Below are 16680 nucleotides of genomic sequence, written 5' to 3'. Positions count from 1 at the left end.
CGCGTTGACTCCTGTATCGAGCTCTGTTCTCTTATATGTGAAAGACAAAAACAAAAATACCACTCTGCGATAAGAGTGGTATTCAAAGATTCATTACTGAAAGTGAGTGCTTGTTACAGACGATTTACTCGCGTTGGTAAAAACACCTCACCCAACATGCATCGCACCGAACCACCGCCAATGTCTTCAATCGTTTTCACGTTAAATGGCAGCAGTTTTCCATGCGTCGAAAGCTGAGCTAACTGGGCTGGAGAAAACGCATCGTAAGCCGATTGAGACATCGCGATCACCTTGTCGCCATTCACGGTTTCAAGCTGCAGGATGTTGCCACAGAAACGGTTCATCTGATCAATTGAGATAGAGATAACCTGCTTATCTTTAGCAAGCGACTTCACCACAAAGCGGCGTTCAAACTCAGGAATCACTTCATCACAGATCACGCAGAAGTTATCGCCAATCGCCATCATCACATTGGTATGGTAAATCGGTTGGCCAGACGGTAATGCCGTTTGGAACGAGACCACGCGAGAATAACCAATGCGCTTCGCATAATCTTCTAACACTTCGCGGTCACAACGCTGAGAAAGCGCAGCGTAGATGGTCTTGTTGATATGGTCGATAACCATCACGCCCGTGCTCTCTAGATAAGAACCTTGCGCGATGTAAGACTCTAGAGACTCGCTATGGTTAACAATGCGACCCGACGCTTCTAACGCTTCAATAAGAGCATTTGGCTTAACTTCATTCTGACGGTTTTCACACGCCATAGGGAACGTGAATAAGCTTCCATCACTACAGGTACTGAACCAGTTGTTTGGGAAAACAGCATCCGGAGTTTCAACGCCCAATTCTGGGTAATCAAACTCTACAACTTGCACACCTTCTTTACGCAACGAAGCGACCATAGCTTTAAATTCGGCCATCGTTTCTACTTTCACCTCAGCTTCGGTCAGATTAACTCTGTGCTGAAATTCGTTATCACGTGCTGTTTCTTCGTTAAATTTAAACTCTTTTGGTGGCACCATAACAACGCAATTGGCGTTTTGAACATTAGTGATATGAAGTGATTTTTTGTGTAGGTTTAACATTTCAACCGTCCCTATCTTTTATTTACTTCAGAATTGTAAACAACTTGTTACGACAAGATTCACTGAAAAGAATATTGATTTGAATATTTATCCCAAACAATTACTGCAGATCTTAGATTAATCGGTAATTTTTACTGCAAGATAACAGCACATCAGAAAGAACCAACTGTATGCATATTCGTTAAGTCACTTTATGGATAAATATTCTGATTCCATTTTCTCGCCCATCACGAGTTTTGATTACAATTCAATCCATTTAACGTTAGGATTATCACCGTTGCATAACAATCAATTACGTTTGAAATAAGCTTAACTTTTCCTGTCTAATTCAATCTAAAATAAGCGTCATGAAAGACACTCTTTGGACCTTTCCTGTATCGCTTAGACAAAGTTTTAGTGTTTTAAAGCCAAGTGCCTAAATAGGCGCTAGAACAAAATCCATCGAATGACTTAATACTGATAAGAACCCATGGGCGCTTATATAATTTCAAACTAAGACAGTTAAATTTCGAATCAAGACCATAAAAACAAAGCTGCACCAACGATGCAGTCGCTTATAGATGCACTAGTTTATAAAGGGAAATCTATGTACAAGAAATTTGAAGGCTTTACTGAAGCCTTTCCAAAGGGAGAGCCGATACAACCTCCTACTGGAATACTGGCATTCTGCCGCCATTACACTCGAGGTTTTGAAAAACCGTTAATCTTGCTCGGCCTAATGAGCATGACCATCGCGATCATCGAAGTCGCGCTGTTCGGTTACATGGGGCAATTGGTCGACTGGCTATCAACAAGCAACCCAGACACTTTCTTAGCAGACAACGAATCGACATTGATGGGGCTCGGTATTCTGCTGTTGGTTGTGATGCCAATCTTGATCAGTGTTTACTCGCTATTGCTTCACCAAACTTTGCTGGGCAACTACCCAATGTCGATTCGTTGGTTAGCACACCGCTACCTTTTGAAGCAAAGCCTGTCCTTCTATCAAGATGACTTCGCCGGACGTGTCGCGACCAAAGTGATGCAAACCTCGCTTGCAGTGCGCGAAACTGTGACCAAGATGGTCGATGTGTTTGTCTACGTGACGGTTTACTTCACGGCGATGCTGTTCATGCTTGCTGAATCAGATTGGCGCTTGATGGCTCCGATGCTGATTTGGCTATTCGTTTACATCGGTATTCAACTGCACTTCGTGCCAAAGCTAAAAGACGTGTCTTCAGAGCAAGCGGATGCTCGTTCACTGATGACAGGTCGTATTGTTGATAGCTACACCAACATCGCGACGGTGAAATTGTTCTCACACAGTAAAAGAGAAACCGAATACGCCGAAGAAGGCATGGAAGGCTTCCTAGATACTGTGCACCGCCAAATGCGCTTGGTAACCGGCTTCAACATCTGCGTGGAATTCGCTAACTATCTATTGGTGTTCAGCATTGCGGGTATCTCTATCTACCTATGGCTAGATAGCGCAATCACCGTGGGTGCAATCGCGATTGCGGTCAGCTTGGCTCTGCGTATTAACGGCATGTCGAAATGGATCATGTGGGAAATTGGTGGTCTGTTTGAGAACCTTGGTACCGTGATTGACGGCATTAAAACTCTGTCTAAGCCTATTGCTATTGAAGACAAGAAAGACGCGAAGCCTCTGGAGGTTCCACAAGGCGGTATCAACTTCGACAATGTAAGCTTTAACTACGGTGAGAATAAGGGGGTGATCAACAACCTAAACCTCAACATCAAACCGGGTGAAAAAGTGGGTTTGGTTGGCCGTTCAGGTGCAGGTAAATCGACCCTAGTTAACTTACTACTGCGTTTCCACGATGTAGAAAGTGGTCGCATCCTGATTGATGACCAAGAGATCTCGAGCGTTACTCAAGATTCTCTGCGTAGCAACATAGGTATGGTGACCCAAGATACCTCACTGCTGCACCGTTCGATCAAAGACAACATTCTTTACGGTCGACCAGAGGCATCAGACGAAGAAGTATACGCGGCAACTAAACAAGCACACGCGCATGAGTTTATCGAAACGCTAACCGACCCGTTTGGCAACATTGGTTACGATGCTCAAGTAGGTGAACGTGGCGTTAAGCTTTCTGGTGGTCAGCGTCAACGTGTCGCTATCTCACGTGTTCTTTTGAAAAATGCACCACTATTGGTTCTCGATGAAGCAACTTCTGCACTCGATTCTGAGGTAGAGGCAGCGATTCAAGAGAGCTTGATTGAGCTAATGGAAGGCAAAACGGTTATTGCGATTGCACACCGCCTGTCGACCATCGCAGCGATGGATCGCCTGATCGTGCTTGATGCCGGCAATATCGTAGAAGAAGGCACGCACCAAGAGCTGATTAACCAGAATGGTATTTATGCGCAGCTATGGAATCACCAAACCGGTGGCTTCATTGCCGATGACCTTGAGCAAGCTACAAACGCTTAATTTTTGTGCTATTTTAAAAGTGCGATGTGATTCACAGCAATTTGTTTATTAGCGGTAAATTACACATGGCAGAATGTTATGTCGTAATTATATAATGACATTAACACCAAAGACGCCTCGCTTGCGCGTTCTGGAATAAGGCTAGACTTCGGGGGGAGGCTAGCCTTTTTTATGCCTGCTATTTGGCGCTCTTTGCTACCTGTCCAATAAACTTCATCGATCCTTTTGTTTTTTTCTTGGCGTTTTTTTCTTAAAATGCGCGCAATATTCTTTCTAGAGATCAACCATGAACAAAAGTGTCTTAACTAACGTTATCGCGTTAGCGCTGCTTGCTGGCGGCTATGCGACAGCAAACCAATACTTGCTTTATGCAGGCCTATTCGCCTTTTCTGGTGCCATCACCAACTGGCTTGCGATTCACATGTTGTTCGAGAAAGTACCCGGCCTATACGGTTCTGGAGTGATTCCAGCGCGCTTTGAAGAGTTCAAGGCAGCCATCAAGCAACTGATGATGGAGCAATTCTTTACAGAAAGTAACATCGACCGCTTCCTAAGCAGCGAGATGACAGGAAAGTCGCTCAATCTAGAGCCTGTGATTCAGAAGATCGACTTTAACCCTGCATTCGACTCACTGGTGCATGTTATCGAGAACTCTCAGTTTGGCGGTATGTTGGCAATGTTTGGTGGCACAGAAGCACTAGAGCCAATGAAAGCGCCGTTTGTTGAGAAGATGCAAGAATCTGTGATTGAAATCAGCAAGAGTGATTCTGTAAAAAATGCCATCAAAGACGAGCTAGAATCGCCTGCGATGATGGATGAAATCAAAGAAAACATTGAGGCGATCATCGATCAGCGCTTGAATGAACTAACACCTAAGCTGGTTAAAGAGATGGTTCAGACCATGATCAAGAAACACCTTGGTTGGTTGGTCGTTTGGGGCGGTGTATTCGGTGGTGTGATTGGCTTAATCTCTGCGGCCATTACGCTTTAAGGCGAACAAGTTTATCGGGTTGCTCTTTATCTGACGCTCAACAAAAAATGGAAGCTTATTGCTTCCATTTTTTATATCTAAATCACGTTGGTAAGCGAAATTAGGCCACTATTTTAGAGTTGCCAACAACTCAGGGTTCACGCCGAAGCCCTTTTTATGCTCTTCAATCACCACTTCACTACGTGTCTGAATCACACCAGGCAAGGTGCCCAACTTCGTTGCCATAAACGCTTGGTACGCCTTCATGTCTTTCACTCGAACCTTGATCATGGTGTCAAAGTCACCCGACAGTGAGTAGCACTCTTCCACCTCAGGCATCATTTCCACGGCTTGGGCAAATTTGTCGAAGATCGAAAAGCTAGTCTGATCGAGACGGATATGGATAAAGACTTGAACATCGAGTCCCAGCTTTTCTGAACAAAGCTCAGCATGATAGCCCGTGATGTAGCCCTCTTTCTCCAATCGCTTGAGTCTATCAGAGCAAGGTGACGTCGTAAGGTTGACCTGTTTTGCCAGTTCAACAACAGGTAAACGCCCTTTCATATGCAGAATTCTTAGTATCTCTTTATCGATACGATCGAGCTGATGCTGAGACATAACATTCCTTAAACATTCTAAATTCCGCTCAGTATATTCCATACCAAGTGCAATCGAAGAAAACCTCGCTCACACATTTAAAAACTAAATGCACGGATGATATTCACGCCAGATATAAACACATACAAATAGATAAGAACCCTTATAAATCAAACTCTGGTTATTAACAAATTATTATAGAAATGACCCGATTAACAAATAAGTTGAGCCGGAAACGAAAGAAAGGATATAGGCCAAAGTGAATAATATAATTATCAAAGAGAAAGGATGACTCTATTATGAAAACGCAAGAACTCGCATATAAACCTTACGGTATTGGTTCATGGACACACGTAACGGTATCAAAAGATGTTGCTCAAGCACTAGCAAGTGAATACTCAAACTATGGTTGGGATGTGAAGATTGATGGCGACGCCATTGTTGCCGAGCTAGCACTCAAAGCCGCATAGAAACGCAAAAACCTCCTAAAACGGAGGTTTTTTGATCTAAGTTAGTGAGCGCTTACTGTAAGTTAAGCTAAACCAATTTGGGGTACAGTACTTCCTGTTTCGCAACGACAATTGCACGTGCGGCAGAAGTGCTGAGTTTCCATATCGTAGTACAGGTTTCCACTAAATAGTTTTGACGTCCATTGCATCATACGGCCAGAAGCTGTCTCGGGCTCTGATTCACAACGTTTCATTATAGACTTATGTAGTGTTGTTTTTTTACATCCTTTGCAATAGAGATCAGGCATACCTTTGTCCTATAGGTCTTTAGTGGTTACTGACAATTGACACATCATGTCCAATTCGGTTCCACAATTCACCGAGCTAATGACAAAAGTGAGCGCCAAGTTCAAAAAATAGCCATTTTTCTGTTTTATTTTTTGACATCACACGCCACCAACAAGACAGACCTTTCATTTCTCGCTCAAGATCCTTCGCTTTCGATTTACATTGTAAACCCCCATTTCAATATCAGAAAACCTCGAATAAACTTAATTTGAAATAAGACAAAGGTCGTACTCACATAAAAAAATAGAGCCACCGAAGTGACTCTATTGTTCATGTCTTTTGCTAATTCATTGGTATTTTTACAATGTAAATTAGTCTAGCTCAACGAGGTTCTTCTCGAACTCAGCGTGTTGCTTCTTAACTTCGTCTTCAGGCTCGCCCGTAATTAGACTCACGATAACGATAGAAAGAGTCGATAGGATGATTCCCGGTACGATTTCGTACACATCGAACCAACCGCCCGTGAACTGCTTCCAAAGAACAATCGTAACACCACCAACAACGATACCCGCTAGAGCGCCGTTACGGTTCATACGAGACCAGTACAGGCTCAATACGATAGCTGGACCAAATGCCGCACCGAAACCTGCCCATGCGTAAGACACAAGGCCAAGTACTGAACTGTCTGGCGTCATCGCTAGCACAAGAGCAATAAGAGAGATTAGGATTACCGCGAAACGACCTACACGAACTATCTCTTCAGACGTCGCATCTTTCTTAAGTACTTGCTTGTAAAGATCTTCTGCTAGTGCAGATGAAGATACCAATAGCTGTGAATCCGCAGTACTCATGATTGCCGCTAGGATTGCAGCAAGTAGGATACCTGCGATTACTGGGTGGAACATCGCGTTCACAAGAAGCATGAAGATCTTCTCGCCATCGTCTAGCTTAGGAGCGCCAGAGTTAGTCACGTAGATTAGACCAACAAGACCCACTAGCATTGCACCAACCATAGACAGTGCAGACCATACCACCGCGATACGACGCGCTGTTGTTAGGTCTTTGTTGCTACGTGTTGCTTTGAAACGTGCAAGGATGTGTGGCTGACCGAAGTAACCTAGACCCCATGCCGCTAGCGAGATGATCGCGATAGCAGAAAGTGGCTCGCCTTTCGCATCATTCCATAGCGTTAGAAGCTCTGGGTTGATGTTGTGTAGGTCAGTAGACAGTTGGCCAAGGCCACCGTTCATTGCTGCGATTGGTACAATCAATAGCGCAGCAGACATCAATAGACCTTGAACCAAGTCAGTCCAAGATACCGCAAGGAAACCACCAAACAGGGTGTACGAAACCACACATACTGTGCCGATAATTACCGCTGTTGTGTAATCTAGGCCAAATACCGTTTCAAACAATTTACCACCCGCTACCAAGCCTGAACTTGTGTAGAAAAGGAAGAATAAAAGGATAAAGAAAGCAGAAATTGTTTGGATCAGCTTAGAGTTATCATTGAAGCGACGAGATAGGAACTCAGGCAACGTCAGTGATTCAGTTGTAATACTGTAAGTACGCAGACGCTTAGCACTGATTAACCAGTTCGCCCAAGTACCCACAAGCAGGCCACCAGCAAGCCAGAATGCTTCAAAGCCAGCAGCGTAAGCGTAACCTGGTAGGCCAAGTAGCAACCAACCACTCATGTCTGATGCACCAGCAGAAAGTGCAGCAGGCCATGGACCTAACGAACGACCACCTAGGAAGTAGTCAGTTGAGTTAGATGTACGTTTGTAAGCAATAACACCGATTGCCAGCATCATAATTAGATACGCAATGAACGTCGTCGTTATTGCAAAACTGTTTTCTATCATTTGATAGTCCTCATTTTGTAGAAAGCCTTCCATGCCTAATTCAATGCAAAGCACTCACCGTAAAGGCAAGCAAGTGCATTGAGTTAGGTATTCAGGCTCCAAAGCACTATGAACTCAATCCAAAGATGGAGAAAACCAAAATGGACAAACCCAAAAGTGTTTAGAGCCAGTATTACTGAAGGTTAGTGAGCTTCGCTTCCAAGTTCGAGCAAGGTCGCGTTACCGCCCACGGCTGTTATATTTATAGTTCGCGTACGCTCGGTAATGAAGCGCAGCGATAGGTGTGGATCATTAGCAACATTCATTGCCGTTAGATCCGTTTCAGCTACTAAACCGACGATTGCACCGTCACGCTTAGCAAGTTGTAAATTGATAGCTTGAGCCGTTTGTGAATTACCCACGTAACCCGCACTTCGTACATCGCAAGACAGCAGCTGTTGAGCAGCATCATACGAGGCAACTTGTACCAAGTTAGTTGGCAGATTCGCTTGTTTCGCGGCGTCAGCAATTAAGGTGTTGAACTGCACGTCATCACTGCACAATTGAACGCTGTTACCTGCCAATAGGGCAGCAGTAATCATTGCCGTTGCGGTTTGCAGTGCGGGCACTTTCTCTTCGCGATCATCAACAATCACTAATGCCACACCACGACCAGCAGCATACAGCTCGTTAGTTTCGCCCGTAGGGCCTGCCATAAGGTGATGTTCAGAAAGCAGTGCAGATGCTTGCTCTAAATGATAAGTCGCGACTGCTGCCAAAGGTGCAGACTGACTTTCGATCTCTGATTTGAATGAAAGTACCTGAGCACTCTTATGATCAAAGTCGGTAAGATTCCATTGTTCCCACGCTAACAAAGCATCAGAAAAACCTGTCACTTGATGAACCATGATACTGCTCCTTATGCCTTGTCTTGTGATTGAGAAAAATGAACATCAGTAAAGCGATATAGGTAGTGAGGACCACCCGCTTTAGGGCCAGTACCCGACAAGCCTTGACCGCCGAATGGTTGAACCCCAACAACAGCACCCACTTGGTCACGGTTGATGTAGCAGTTACCCACTCGAACGTGTTTTTCGATCCAACGGTAAGTTGTTTCGTTACGGCTGTGGATACCCATGGTCAAGCCAAAACCGGTTTGGTTAATTTGGTCTACCACTTGCGCTAACTCACTCGCCTTGAAGCGAACAATGTGTAGCACAGGGCCAAACTGTTCTTCTTTCAAACAGCTGATGTCATCAATTTCAAAAGCACTTGGTGGAACAAAATCACCATGTTCACAATCCGTACCTAGAGAAAGTTGAGCCACCTTCTTCTGGGTATTGGTCATGTTTTTTAGGTGCGCCATTAGCTTCTGTTTCGCATTTTCATCGATAACAGGACCAACATCCGTTTTGTGTAGATGTGGAATACCAACACTTAGCTCGTCCATTGCACCGTGAATCAGTGCAATTACGCGGTCTGCAATGTCTTCTTGGATATAAAGCACACGCAATGCAGAACAACGTTGACCTGCAGAAGCGAATGCAGAACGAATCACGTCACGAACCACCTGCTCAGGCAGTGCCGTACTGTCGACGATCATTGCATTTTGGCCACCGGTTTCCGCGATAAAGGGAACTGGCTTAGCGTTACGGCTTGCTAGTGACACGTTGATGCGTTGTGCAGTTGGTGTTGAACCCGTAAAGGCAACGCCCGCAATTGCATCGTGGCTGGTTAGCGCACTGCCGATCTCAGCACCACGACCTGGAAGCAACTGAATAGTGCCAGCAGGGAAACCCACTTGGTTCATCAGTTCCACCGCGCGAGCTGCAATCAAGCTTGTTTGCTCAGCAGGTTTCGCCACAACCGTGTTACCCGCGACTAGTGCCGCTGTAATTTGGCCAAGGAAGATAGCGAGAGGGAAGTTCCAAGGGCTGATACAAACGAACACACCACGACCTTGTCGTGAAGCGATTCGAGTTTGGCCGTCAAAACCTTTTAGTTCGAAACCTTGCAGGTTGTCCGCTTGTTTGGCGTAGTAACGACAGAAGTCGACTGCTTCACGCACTTCATCAACGCTATCGTGAATCGTCTTACCCGCTTCTTGATGACAAATCGCCACCAATTCAGCAAGGTTGTCTTCCATCAGATCAGCCAGCTTCTCAAGTGCAGCCGCTTTGGTTTCAACCGAAGTTGCGTTCCAATCAGCGAATGCCGCGTCTGCGCCAGAGATCGCTGCGGAAACATGATCAAGGTTAGCGAAAGCCACCTGACCCACGTTAATACGACGATCGTAAGGTGCCGTGACTTGCTCAACGTTCTGATCAGCCTTGATCATGCTTTCGGCAAGAGATTCACCGTTGATCACTGGGCCAGCAGTCCATTGATTGTTAAGGAAAGACTTAACCTGCTCTTCAAACTGATGCGCTTCACTTTCAATATCAATGTTCACACCGTAAGAGTTCTTACGCTCAGGGAATACCGCTGGAGGCAGAGGAATCTTAGTGTTGTGCAATGTATCGAATGCCAGAAGCATATCGACAGGGTGTTGAGTCAGCTCTGCCACAGGGCAACGCGCATCAACTAGACGGTGGACAAACGAGCTGTTTGCGCCGTTTTCTAGCAAGCGACGTACTAGGTATGGCAGTAGATCTTTATGGCTGCCAACCGGTGCGTAGATACGTACCGACTGTTGGTAAGCTTCCATCGCATGGTTGTACAGAGAATCACCCATGCCGTGTAAGCGTTGGAATTCAAAGTCTTTATGGTCGGTCATGACGGCAATAGCAGAAACCGTATGAGCATTGTGGCTCGCAAACTGCGGGAAGATATTACCACGAACGCTTGGGCTCAATAGATAACGCGCACACGCTAGGTAGGCTACATCAGTCGCTTCTTTGCGAGTGTAAACAGGGTAGTTATCGAAACCAGCTTGTTGTGACCATTTGATCTCACTATCCCAGTAAGCACCTTTAACTAGGCGAAGTGGGATTAAGTCACCCTGCTCTTTTGCTAGGCGGTTTAGCCAAACTAGAACCGGTAACGCACGCTTTGAATACGCTTGAATAACCAGACCAAACTTGCCCCAGCCTTTCACTAGCTCGCTGCGATACAGTTTTTCGAATAACTTAAGCGAAAGCTCTAGGCGATCCGCTTCTTCTGCATCAATCGTGATCGCAACATCAAGCTCAATCGCACGGCGCAGTAACTGCTCTAGCGTGTCGCATAGCTCAGTCAGTACGCGGTCTTCATTCGCCACTTCATAACGTGGGTGAAGCGCAGAAAGCTTGATAGAAACAGACGGTGCTGGGCTAGATTTTGAAGAGACGTATGTGTCTCGACCTACGGCTTCAATCGCCATTAGGTAATCTTTGAAGTATTTGTTTGCGTCAGCAGTGGTCAGTGCCGCTTCACCTAGCATGTCGTATGAGTAGGTAAAACCTTTGTCACGCATAGACTTACCGTTCTTCTGCGCTTCAGCAATGCTGCGACCAAGAACGAATTGGTGACCCATCACCTTCATCGCTTGGTGCATCGCTTTACGAATCACCGGCTCAGAAAGCTTGTTCACTAAACGGTTAACCGCTTGACCTGCACTCTGCTCTTTAGATGAAAGTCCAACCACCTTGCCTGTTAGCATTAGGCCCCAAGTTGATGCGTTAACAAAAACCGAGTCAGAATTCTTCAGGTGAGATTTCCAATCCGCAACGCTAAGTTTGTCGCGAATCAACGCATCAGCGGTTGCCGAATCAGGAATACGCATCAAGGCTTCCGCCAGACACATTAGCAAGATGCCCTCTTGAGTATCTAAGCTGTATTCAAGCAACAAGGCGTCGATCATCTGAATAGATGTTTTATCCGCACGGATAGACTCAATCAACGACGTCGTTTTGTCTGTAATTTGCTGCTTTTCAGACTCAGAAGGGGTAGCTAGCGGCAGAAGTTGCTCTAGCCATTGGGTTTCATCCACCATATATAATGGTGAGATAAGCGTCCAAAGATCAGCAAGCGACTGCTCATTGAATTCTGGCTTTAACACATCAGTAGCTGTAAACATGCGTTTTCCTTAATCTCACACCCGAAAAGAGTTCGGGATCTCTACAATGGCTGCAGTGTATTTAGAGTATATAAGGATTACTTGTCAAAAACTCCGAGTTTTTTGCTAAAAACTCGCTTTATTAACAAAACAAACACAAGGTCACATATGAAACTTTAAAATAATATGCCGTTTTGTTTCACTATTTAACAGAAATTTTCTTTTTGTATTGGGATGGTGACATGCCTTGAAGGCGTGAAAAGGTGTGAGTAAAGGAAGATTGACCGGAGAAACCAGCCAGTTCAGCGACCTGACCAAGGCTTAGATTACCTTGTTCAATTAAACGACGAGAACGGTCGATGCGCTTGCCAAGAACGTACTGGTGAGGGGTAATGCCCATTTGCTCTTTGAATAACATATGGAACTGGCTTTCACCCAAGAACACACTACCCGCAAGCTGCGCGACGGAGATCTTGTTTGCTAAATGCTGTTCTATGTAGCGATCCAACGCTTCAAGATCAAAGCGTGAATCTTTGATTGAGGTTTCAAATGCCGAGATGTGCCTTTGCATCAATGCAATCACCGTATCATTGCACGCACGGCTTAATAACAGATCATCAGGACTGGCCTGCATCTCTTGCACCAACATATGGATAAGCTTTTGAATTTGCGCATCTAATTGGAAGTAGACGTTCGATGATTCTAACTGGTTAATCTTCTCTAGCATCAGAGGGTCATCATCGGTTGGCATAGGCATGTTGAGCACGAGAATATCCGACTGACCAACCACTCCGCCGAAAGCATGATCAGAGCTCGCTGTCACCACACAACCTTGTCCTGGGCCAACAAGATTCCCCTTACCACTCACTTCAAATTCCGCCTGACCTTTTAAACCAATCACCACCTGAGAATAATGGTGATCGTGGCAATCCATATGCGATGGCAAAGTGATGATCTCAGCAGGACGAGGGCCAGTAAGGCCTAGCGGAGAAAGGTCTAGGTTAGGAAAGGGTAAAGGTTTAGACATGACAGAAAAATACTCGGGTCAACATAGTAAGAATAATACTCTTAAATGCGCATAAGATGAATTTGTAAATGCTCATGAGAGTTATTTGCTCGCGAGAATGAAAAGATCATTATCGCGATCATCTTGATCATGCCTCCGGAAGGATGATCAAGAGTGTACAAACTACGGGCATTGTAAAACCAATCGTTCCGGCGAGTTTAGGGACTTCACAAGCAATCACACAAGCACGAAAAACCATGTGGTCAATAAATGCTTTTTCACGCCAACATAATGAATAAATTTTCTTATATAGCTCAAATAATTGGCTATAAGCCTGTAAAAAGTGTATCCGAAGTACCGAAACTTGGCTTTTGAGTAGATTGGATAGCAATAAAACGGTATAAAGACGGGTACTGTGTTAATTGCTAATAACTAGTGACTCACAACTAGGAAGTAGACACTTTATTAACGAGCCAATTTTCAATCTACAAGTTGCAGGGACCTATGACTAACTTTCGAATTTCAGCGCTTTTACTTGCGCTATCCCCACTTTGGGTATCTGCATCGGTATCCGCTGAAGAACTGAATCAAGTCGATCCCGTTTCAGCTATCGATGCAAAGCTAACAGAGAAAAACTCAGATATTGAGCGTATTTCAGCAACCAAAGTATCGGCGACTGAAAACCTAAAACAACTTCAAAACAAGAACAGCAAGTTGTTGCGCGAAGGTGAAGAACTTAAGACAAAACGTAACAGAGCCAAGTCTGTACTCGACAAACAGTACAGTCGCTTGCTTGAAGATCCAGAAACAGATTTAGTCTCTTTCCAGAAAAGTTACCAAGACGCTTGGGCTGCGGTTAAAGAGAATCAATCGTCTCAGCTAGATAACGAACAAGCGATCAACGAGAGCGAAATTCACCTTTCTCAAATCAAGCAAAAGCAAGCTCGCCTGAATAATGAGCTGGCAAACTTGAGAGAGTCAAAAGTTGAAGCTCGCGTAAAACGTATCGCAACAGAACTGCGTGAAAGTGCGGTGCTTGAAACCAGCTATACCACCACATGTTCATCAACAATGACACTTGGTGAGTGTACTGCACAGGGTAAACACCTGACCAATCAAAAAGCCGTGCAAACGTTCAAGAGCCAATTACTTGAGCAGCTCACAGAAAGCACACTTGCGAAGCAAAACTTACAAGGTGTTCAGCTGAATATCCATGTTCAAGACAGCCAAGCGATCAAGAGCGGCTTCTCTGGTAACAACTCTTACTTCATGCAGATGCAAGCTCAACTTCAAGCAAAACCTGAAGCAGTTGCAGCATGTAACCTATTGAATGTTTCGACTCGCTACTGTTTAACAGGCAGTGACGCAGCAGTCGTTAAGAAGAGTGACAAACAGTGGGCTAACGTGACGGTACGTTCTGATCAGTACAACGACTCAGTAACCATCAACGGCATTAAGTATGGCAGCACCCCTCTTGAGGTTGCGCTACCAAGTGGTCGTCACCAAGTAACCATTTCAAAACAAGGTTACGAGTCTTACAACCGCACAGTTACCATCAACGGCAGCGACACGATTTGGGTTAAGCTTCTTCCTAGCAAAGAAAGCTAAACACCCTTTGTATATAGAGCCTGAGCCAATTCAAAACGCTTAGCTCGATATCAGATAGCCGTGCCTATTTCACAAAGCTGAATGAACACTCGCCATTTTGTTGATAGTTATAAACTGTATGATCGTTACAAATTTGTATGGTCGTTATAACCTTGTTTTATCGTTATAAACAGTAGCTGCAGACGAAATGGCGTTCTCGTTTAGAATATTCGATTAACCTAAATTACGATTGAAGTAGCCCATCATGCGCCAAGGTCTTCCTACTCTATTATTTGCACTTGCTCCATGCTTAATGACGCCAGCTGTTTTTGCTGAGGCAACACCACCAGCGATCGCGTCATCTGTCACCGACATTGAAAGCTCACTTTTTGAAAAGCATGCCGACTTAACGGCTGTTGAAAAGAAATTAGCCGACAAACAAAACGAAGTCGACAATCAGGCGCAGCAAACGGCACGTCTAGCTGAGTTATCAGCTCAAGCAGAGCAAACACTCGCAAAGGCAAAAGCCAGCCTAGAGCAAGATTACACGCGCATGATTGATGATCCCGATTTCGATATCTCGCTTGCTCAAAAACGCTTCCAAGACGCTTGGAAAACCGTAAAAGAAGGCAAACTTGCGATTTCAGACTCAGAGCAAAAGCAGCAAGGCTTGGTGATGGAGCTTGAGGCTATCCAAGCCGAGAAAGCCGCGGCAGAAGCTTCAATCGCAAACCTAAACCAAGACAAGCTAAGAGCAAGAGCAGAGCGACTAAGATACGAGATCACTCAGACGGAAGAGCAAACTGTTAGCTTTACCAACCGTTGCAGCAGCGATATGACACTGGCGCAGTGTTCAGACCAAACGGTGACTTTGGCACTTCAAAAAGCGGTAAAACAATTCCAACACAGCCTAATCGATAACGCGACTGAATCGAAAACAGTGAAAGAGCACCTTGCGTCTGCTTCGCTGAACATTCACGTTCTGCAACACAAAGTGAAATCCTCTGGCTTCTCTGAAGATAACCGTTACCGAGCGGTGATTGCGGCGAACCTAGAAACTCGTCCAGATAAGAACACACCTTGTCGCCTGCTTAGTATTCAGTCATCAAACTGTTTCACACAAAGCGAGCAACAAGCCAACGACCAGCAAAAAGAAGTTGCTTGGGTTAACTTGGTGGTGCGTTCAAATCAATACAACGACAATGTTTCTATCAACGGCGTGAACTATGGCAGTACACCGGTTGAAGTGATGTTACCGACGGGCCAACACATGGTCACGATCGAAAAAGAAGGCTACCTTTCTTTCCATCAAGAGCTGAAGATAGCCCGCGATCACAACCTACGAGCCGTATTGCAAGCGAAACAGAATTCATTAAATGTCGGCACCAAGTTTGCCGATCCGATGGGTAACGACATTCAGAGCCCTGAAATGATTGTTGTCGGCTCGGGTCGCTACCTACTGGGTGAAAATAACGCACAACAAGTGACGATCAAACAGCCGTTTGCATTAGCCGCAACACCAACCCGTGTTCAAGACTTCAAAGCATTCGTAAAAAACACAGGCTACCAGACAGACGCTGAGCTGATGAACACCTGCGATACATTCGTCAATGCAGAGATCACAACCGTTTCAGATAAAGACTGGCAGAACCCAGGCTTTAAGCAAGCTAATAACTCACCGGTAGTTTGTGTTAGCCAAAACGATGCCAAAGCTTATACACGTTGGTTATCTAAAAACACCGGCTTCACTTACCGCTTGCCAACACCACAAGAGTGGGAAGCTGCAGCAAGAGCTGGCCAAGACACCAACTTCTGGTGGGGCAATGAATTCCGTTCAGGCAAAGCCAACACTGGCTGGGCGGGTACACCATGGTCAAACGTTAGTACATCTCCGGTTAAGTCATTCCAACCAACACCAACAGGCTTCTACGACATGGTGGGTAATGTATGGGAATGGACAACCGTTCAGAAAGGCCTAGCAAAAGGTGGCGCGTGGAGCTTCTCTCCTGAAGAAGCAAAAGTGTTTAACGAACTGTACGTACCGCCTTCAACGGCAGCGAACTATCTAGGATTCCGAGTAGTACGAGAGCTGTAGGCTCCCAATCACAGGCTCAGAATCCCAAATATTTACTCTAGGTTCTCAATTATCACATCGAGCAGCATTTATAGGGGAATTCCCCCCTTATGCATAAGCACTCCTAGGAGTAGATTCGTCGATAGAGTAGTAAGTCACTCTGGGTATCAAATTGATGCCTCAGTTTAATTTACCTGACCCTCGTAAATTAGACTGAAAATCTTCTACATGTCGACAAGGCATATCTTGTCTTTAGCCAGCCCCTCTTCAGGCTGGCTTTTTTTTGGTTCATCGCGGATTAGCG

11 protein-coding genes are annotated in these 16680 nt (G+C 45.1%); 5 read left to right on the top strand and 6 right to left on the bottom strand.

Annotated elements, in window-relative coordinates:
• Positions 1–113 precede the first annotated feature (113 nt).
• Positions 114–1088: an arginine deiminase-related protein gene (locus tag AB4138_RS18555; protein WP_017061193.1), complete on the bottom strand. Its 975-nt coding sequence runs from the start codon at positions 1086–1088 to the stop codon at positions 114–116.
• 586 nt (positions 1089–1674) lie between these two features.
• Between AB4138_RS18555 and AB4138_RS18550 the strand changes: the two genes are divergently transcribed.
• Complete coding sequence (locus AB4138_RS18550) at positions 1675–3525, top strand: ABC transporter ATP-binding protein (protein WP_102393785.1); 1851 nt, start codon at positions 1675–1677, stop codon at positions 3523–3525.
• A 286-nt stretch (positions 3526–3811) separates the two neighbouring features.
• Entirely contained in the window at positions 3812–4516 is a 705-nt protein-coding gene (locus AB4138_RS18545) for a hypothetical protein (RefSeq protein WP_017065155.1), read from the top strand.
• A gap of 108 nt (positions 4517–4624) precedes the next feature.
• Here AB4138_RS18545 and AB4138_RS18540 read toward each other — a convergent pair whose 3' ends face one another.
• Positions 4625–5113 carry an Lrp/AsnC family transcriptional regulator gene (locus tag AB4138_RS18540; RefSeq protein WP_004732526.1) on the bottom strand — a complete coding sequence of 163 codons (489 nt, stop codon included), beginning with the start codon at positions 5111–5113 and terminating at the stop codon, positions 4625–4627.
• Positions 5114–5391: 278 nt separating this feature from the next.
• Between AB4138_RS18540 and AB4138_RS18535 the strand changes: the two genes are divergently transcribed.
• Positions 5392–5562, top strand: a complete 171-nt coding sequence (locus tag AB4138_RS18535) for a hypothetical protein (protein ID WP_372058863.1) — start codon at positions 5392–5394, stop codon at positions 5560–5562.
• Between the two features lie 638 nt (positions 5563–6200).
• Here AB4138_RS18535 and putP read toward each other — a convergent pair.
• The 4 genes from putP to AB4138_RS18515 all read right to left on the bottom strand — a co-directional run bounded on the left by putP (position 6201) and on the right by AB4138_RS18515 (position 12736).
• Positions 6201–7727 carry a sodium/proline symporter PutP gene (gene putP / locus AB4138_RS18530; RefSeq protein ID WP_372130904.1) on the bottom strand — a complete coding sequence of 509 codons (1527 nt, stop codon included), beginning with the start codon at positions 7725–7727 and terminating at the stop codon, positions 6201–6203.
• Between the two features lie 149 nt (positions 7728–7876).
• Entirely contained in the window at positions 7877–8581 is a 705-nt protein-coding gene (locus AB4138_RS18525; RefSeq protein ID WP_372307217.1) for a 1-pyrroline-5-carboxylate dehydrogenase, read from the bottom strand.
• An 11-nt stretch (positions 8582–8592) separates the two neighbouring features.
• Positions 8593–11730, bottom strand: coding sequence for a bifunctional proline dehydrogenase/L-glutamate gamma-semialdehyde dehydrogenase PutA (putA, locus tag AB4138_RS18520; protein ID WP_372307214.1), 3138 nt, complete (start codon positions 11728–11730; stop codon positions 8593–8595).
• Positions 11731–11911: 181 nt separating this feature from the next.
• Positions 11912–12736, bottom strand: a complete 825-nt coding sequence (locus tag AB4138_RS18515) for an AraC family transcriptional regulator (protein WP_017065150.1) — start codon at positions 12734–12736, stop codon at positions 11912–11914.
• A gap of 483 nt (positions 12737–13219) precedes the next feature.
• Between AB4138_RS18515 and AB4138_RS18510 the strand changes: the two genes are divergently transcribed.
• Together AB4138_RS18510 and AB4138_RS18505 are read left to right on the top strand one after the other, a co-directional pair.
• Positions 13220–14323, top strand: coding sequence for a PEGA domain-containing protein (locus tag AB4138_RS18510; protein WP_372307212.1), 1104 nt, complete (start codon positions 13220–13222; stop codon positions 14321–14323).
• A gap of 244 nt (positions 14324–14567) precedes the next feature.
• Positions 14568–16397, top strand: a complete 1830-nt coding sequence (locus AB4138_RS18505) for an SUMF1/EgtB/PvdO family nonheme iron enzyme (RefSeq protein ID WP_372307209.1) — start codon at positions 14568–14570, stop codon at positions 16395–16397.
• Positions 16398–16680: the final 283 nt, after the last annotated feature.

Origin of the sequence: Vibrio sp. 10N.286.52.C3 (assembly GCF_041468865.1) — a bacterium.
GTDB lineage: Bacteria > Pseudomonadota > Gammaproteobacteria > Enterobacterales > Vibrionaceae > Vibrio > Vibrio crassostreae_C.
This window is presented reverse-complemented; position numbering and strand designations above follow the sequence as displayed.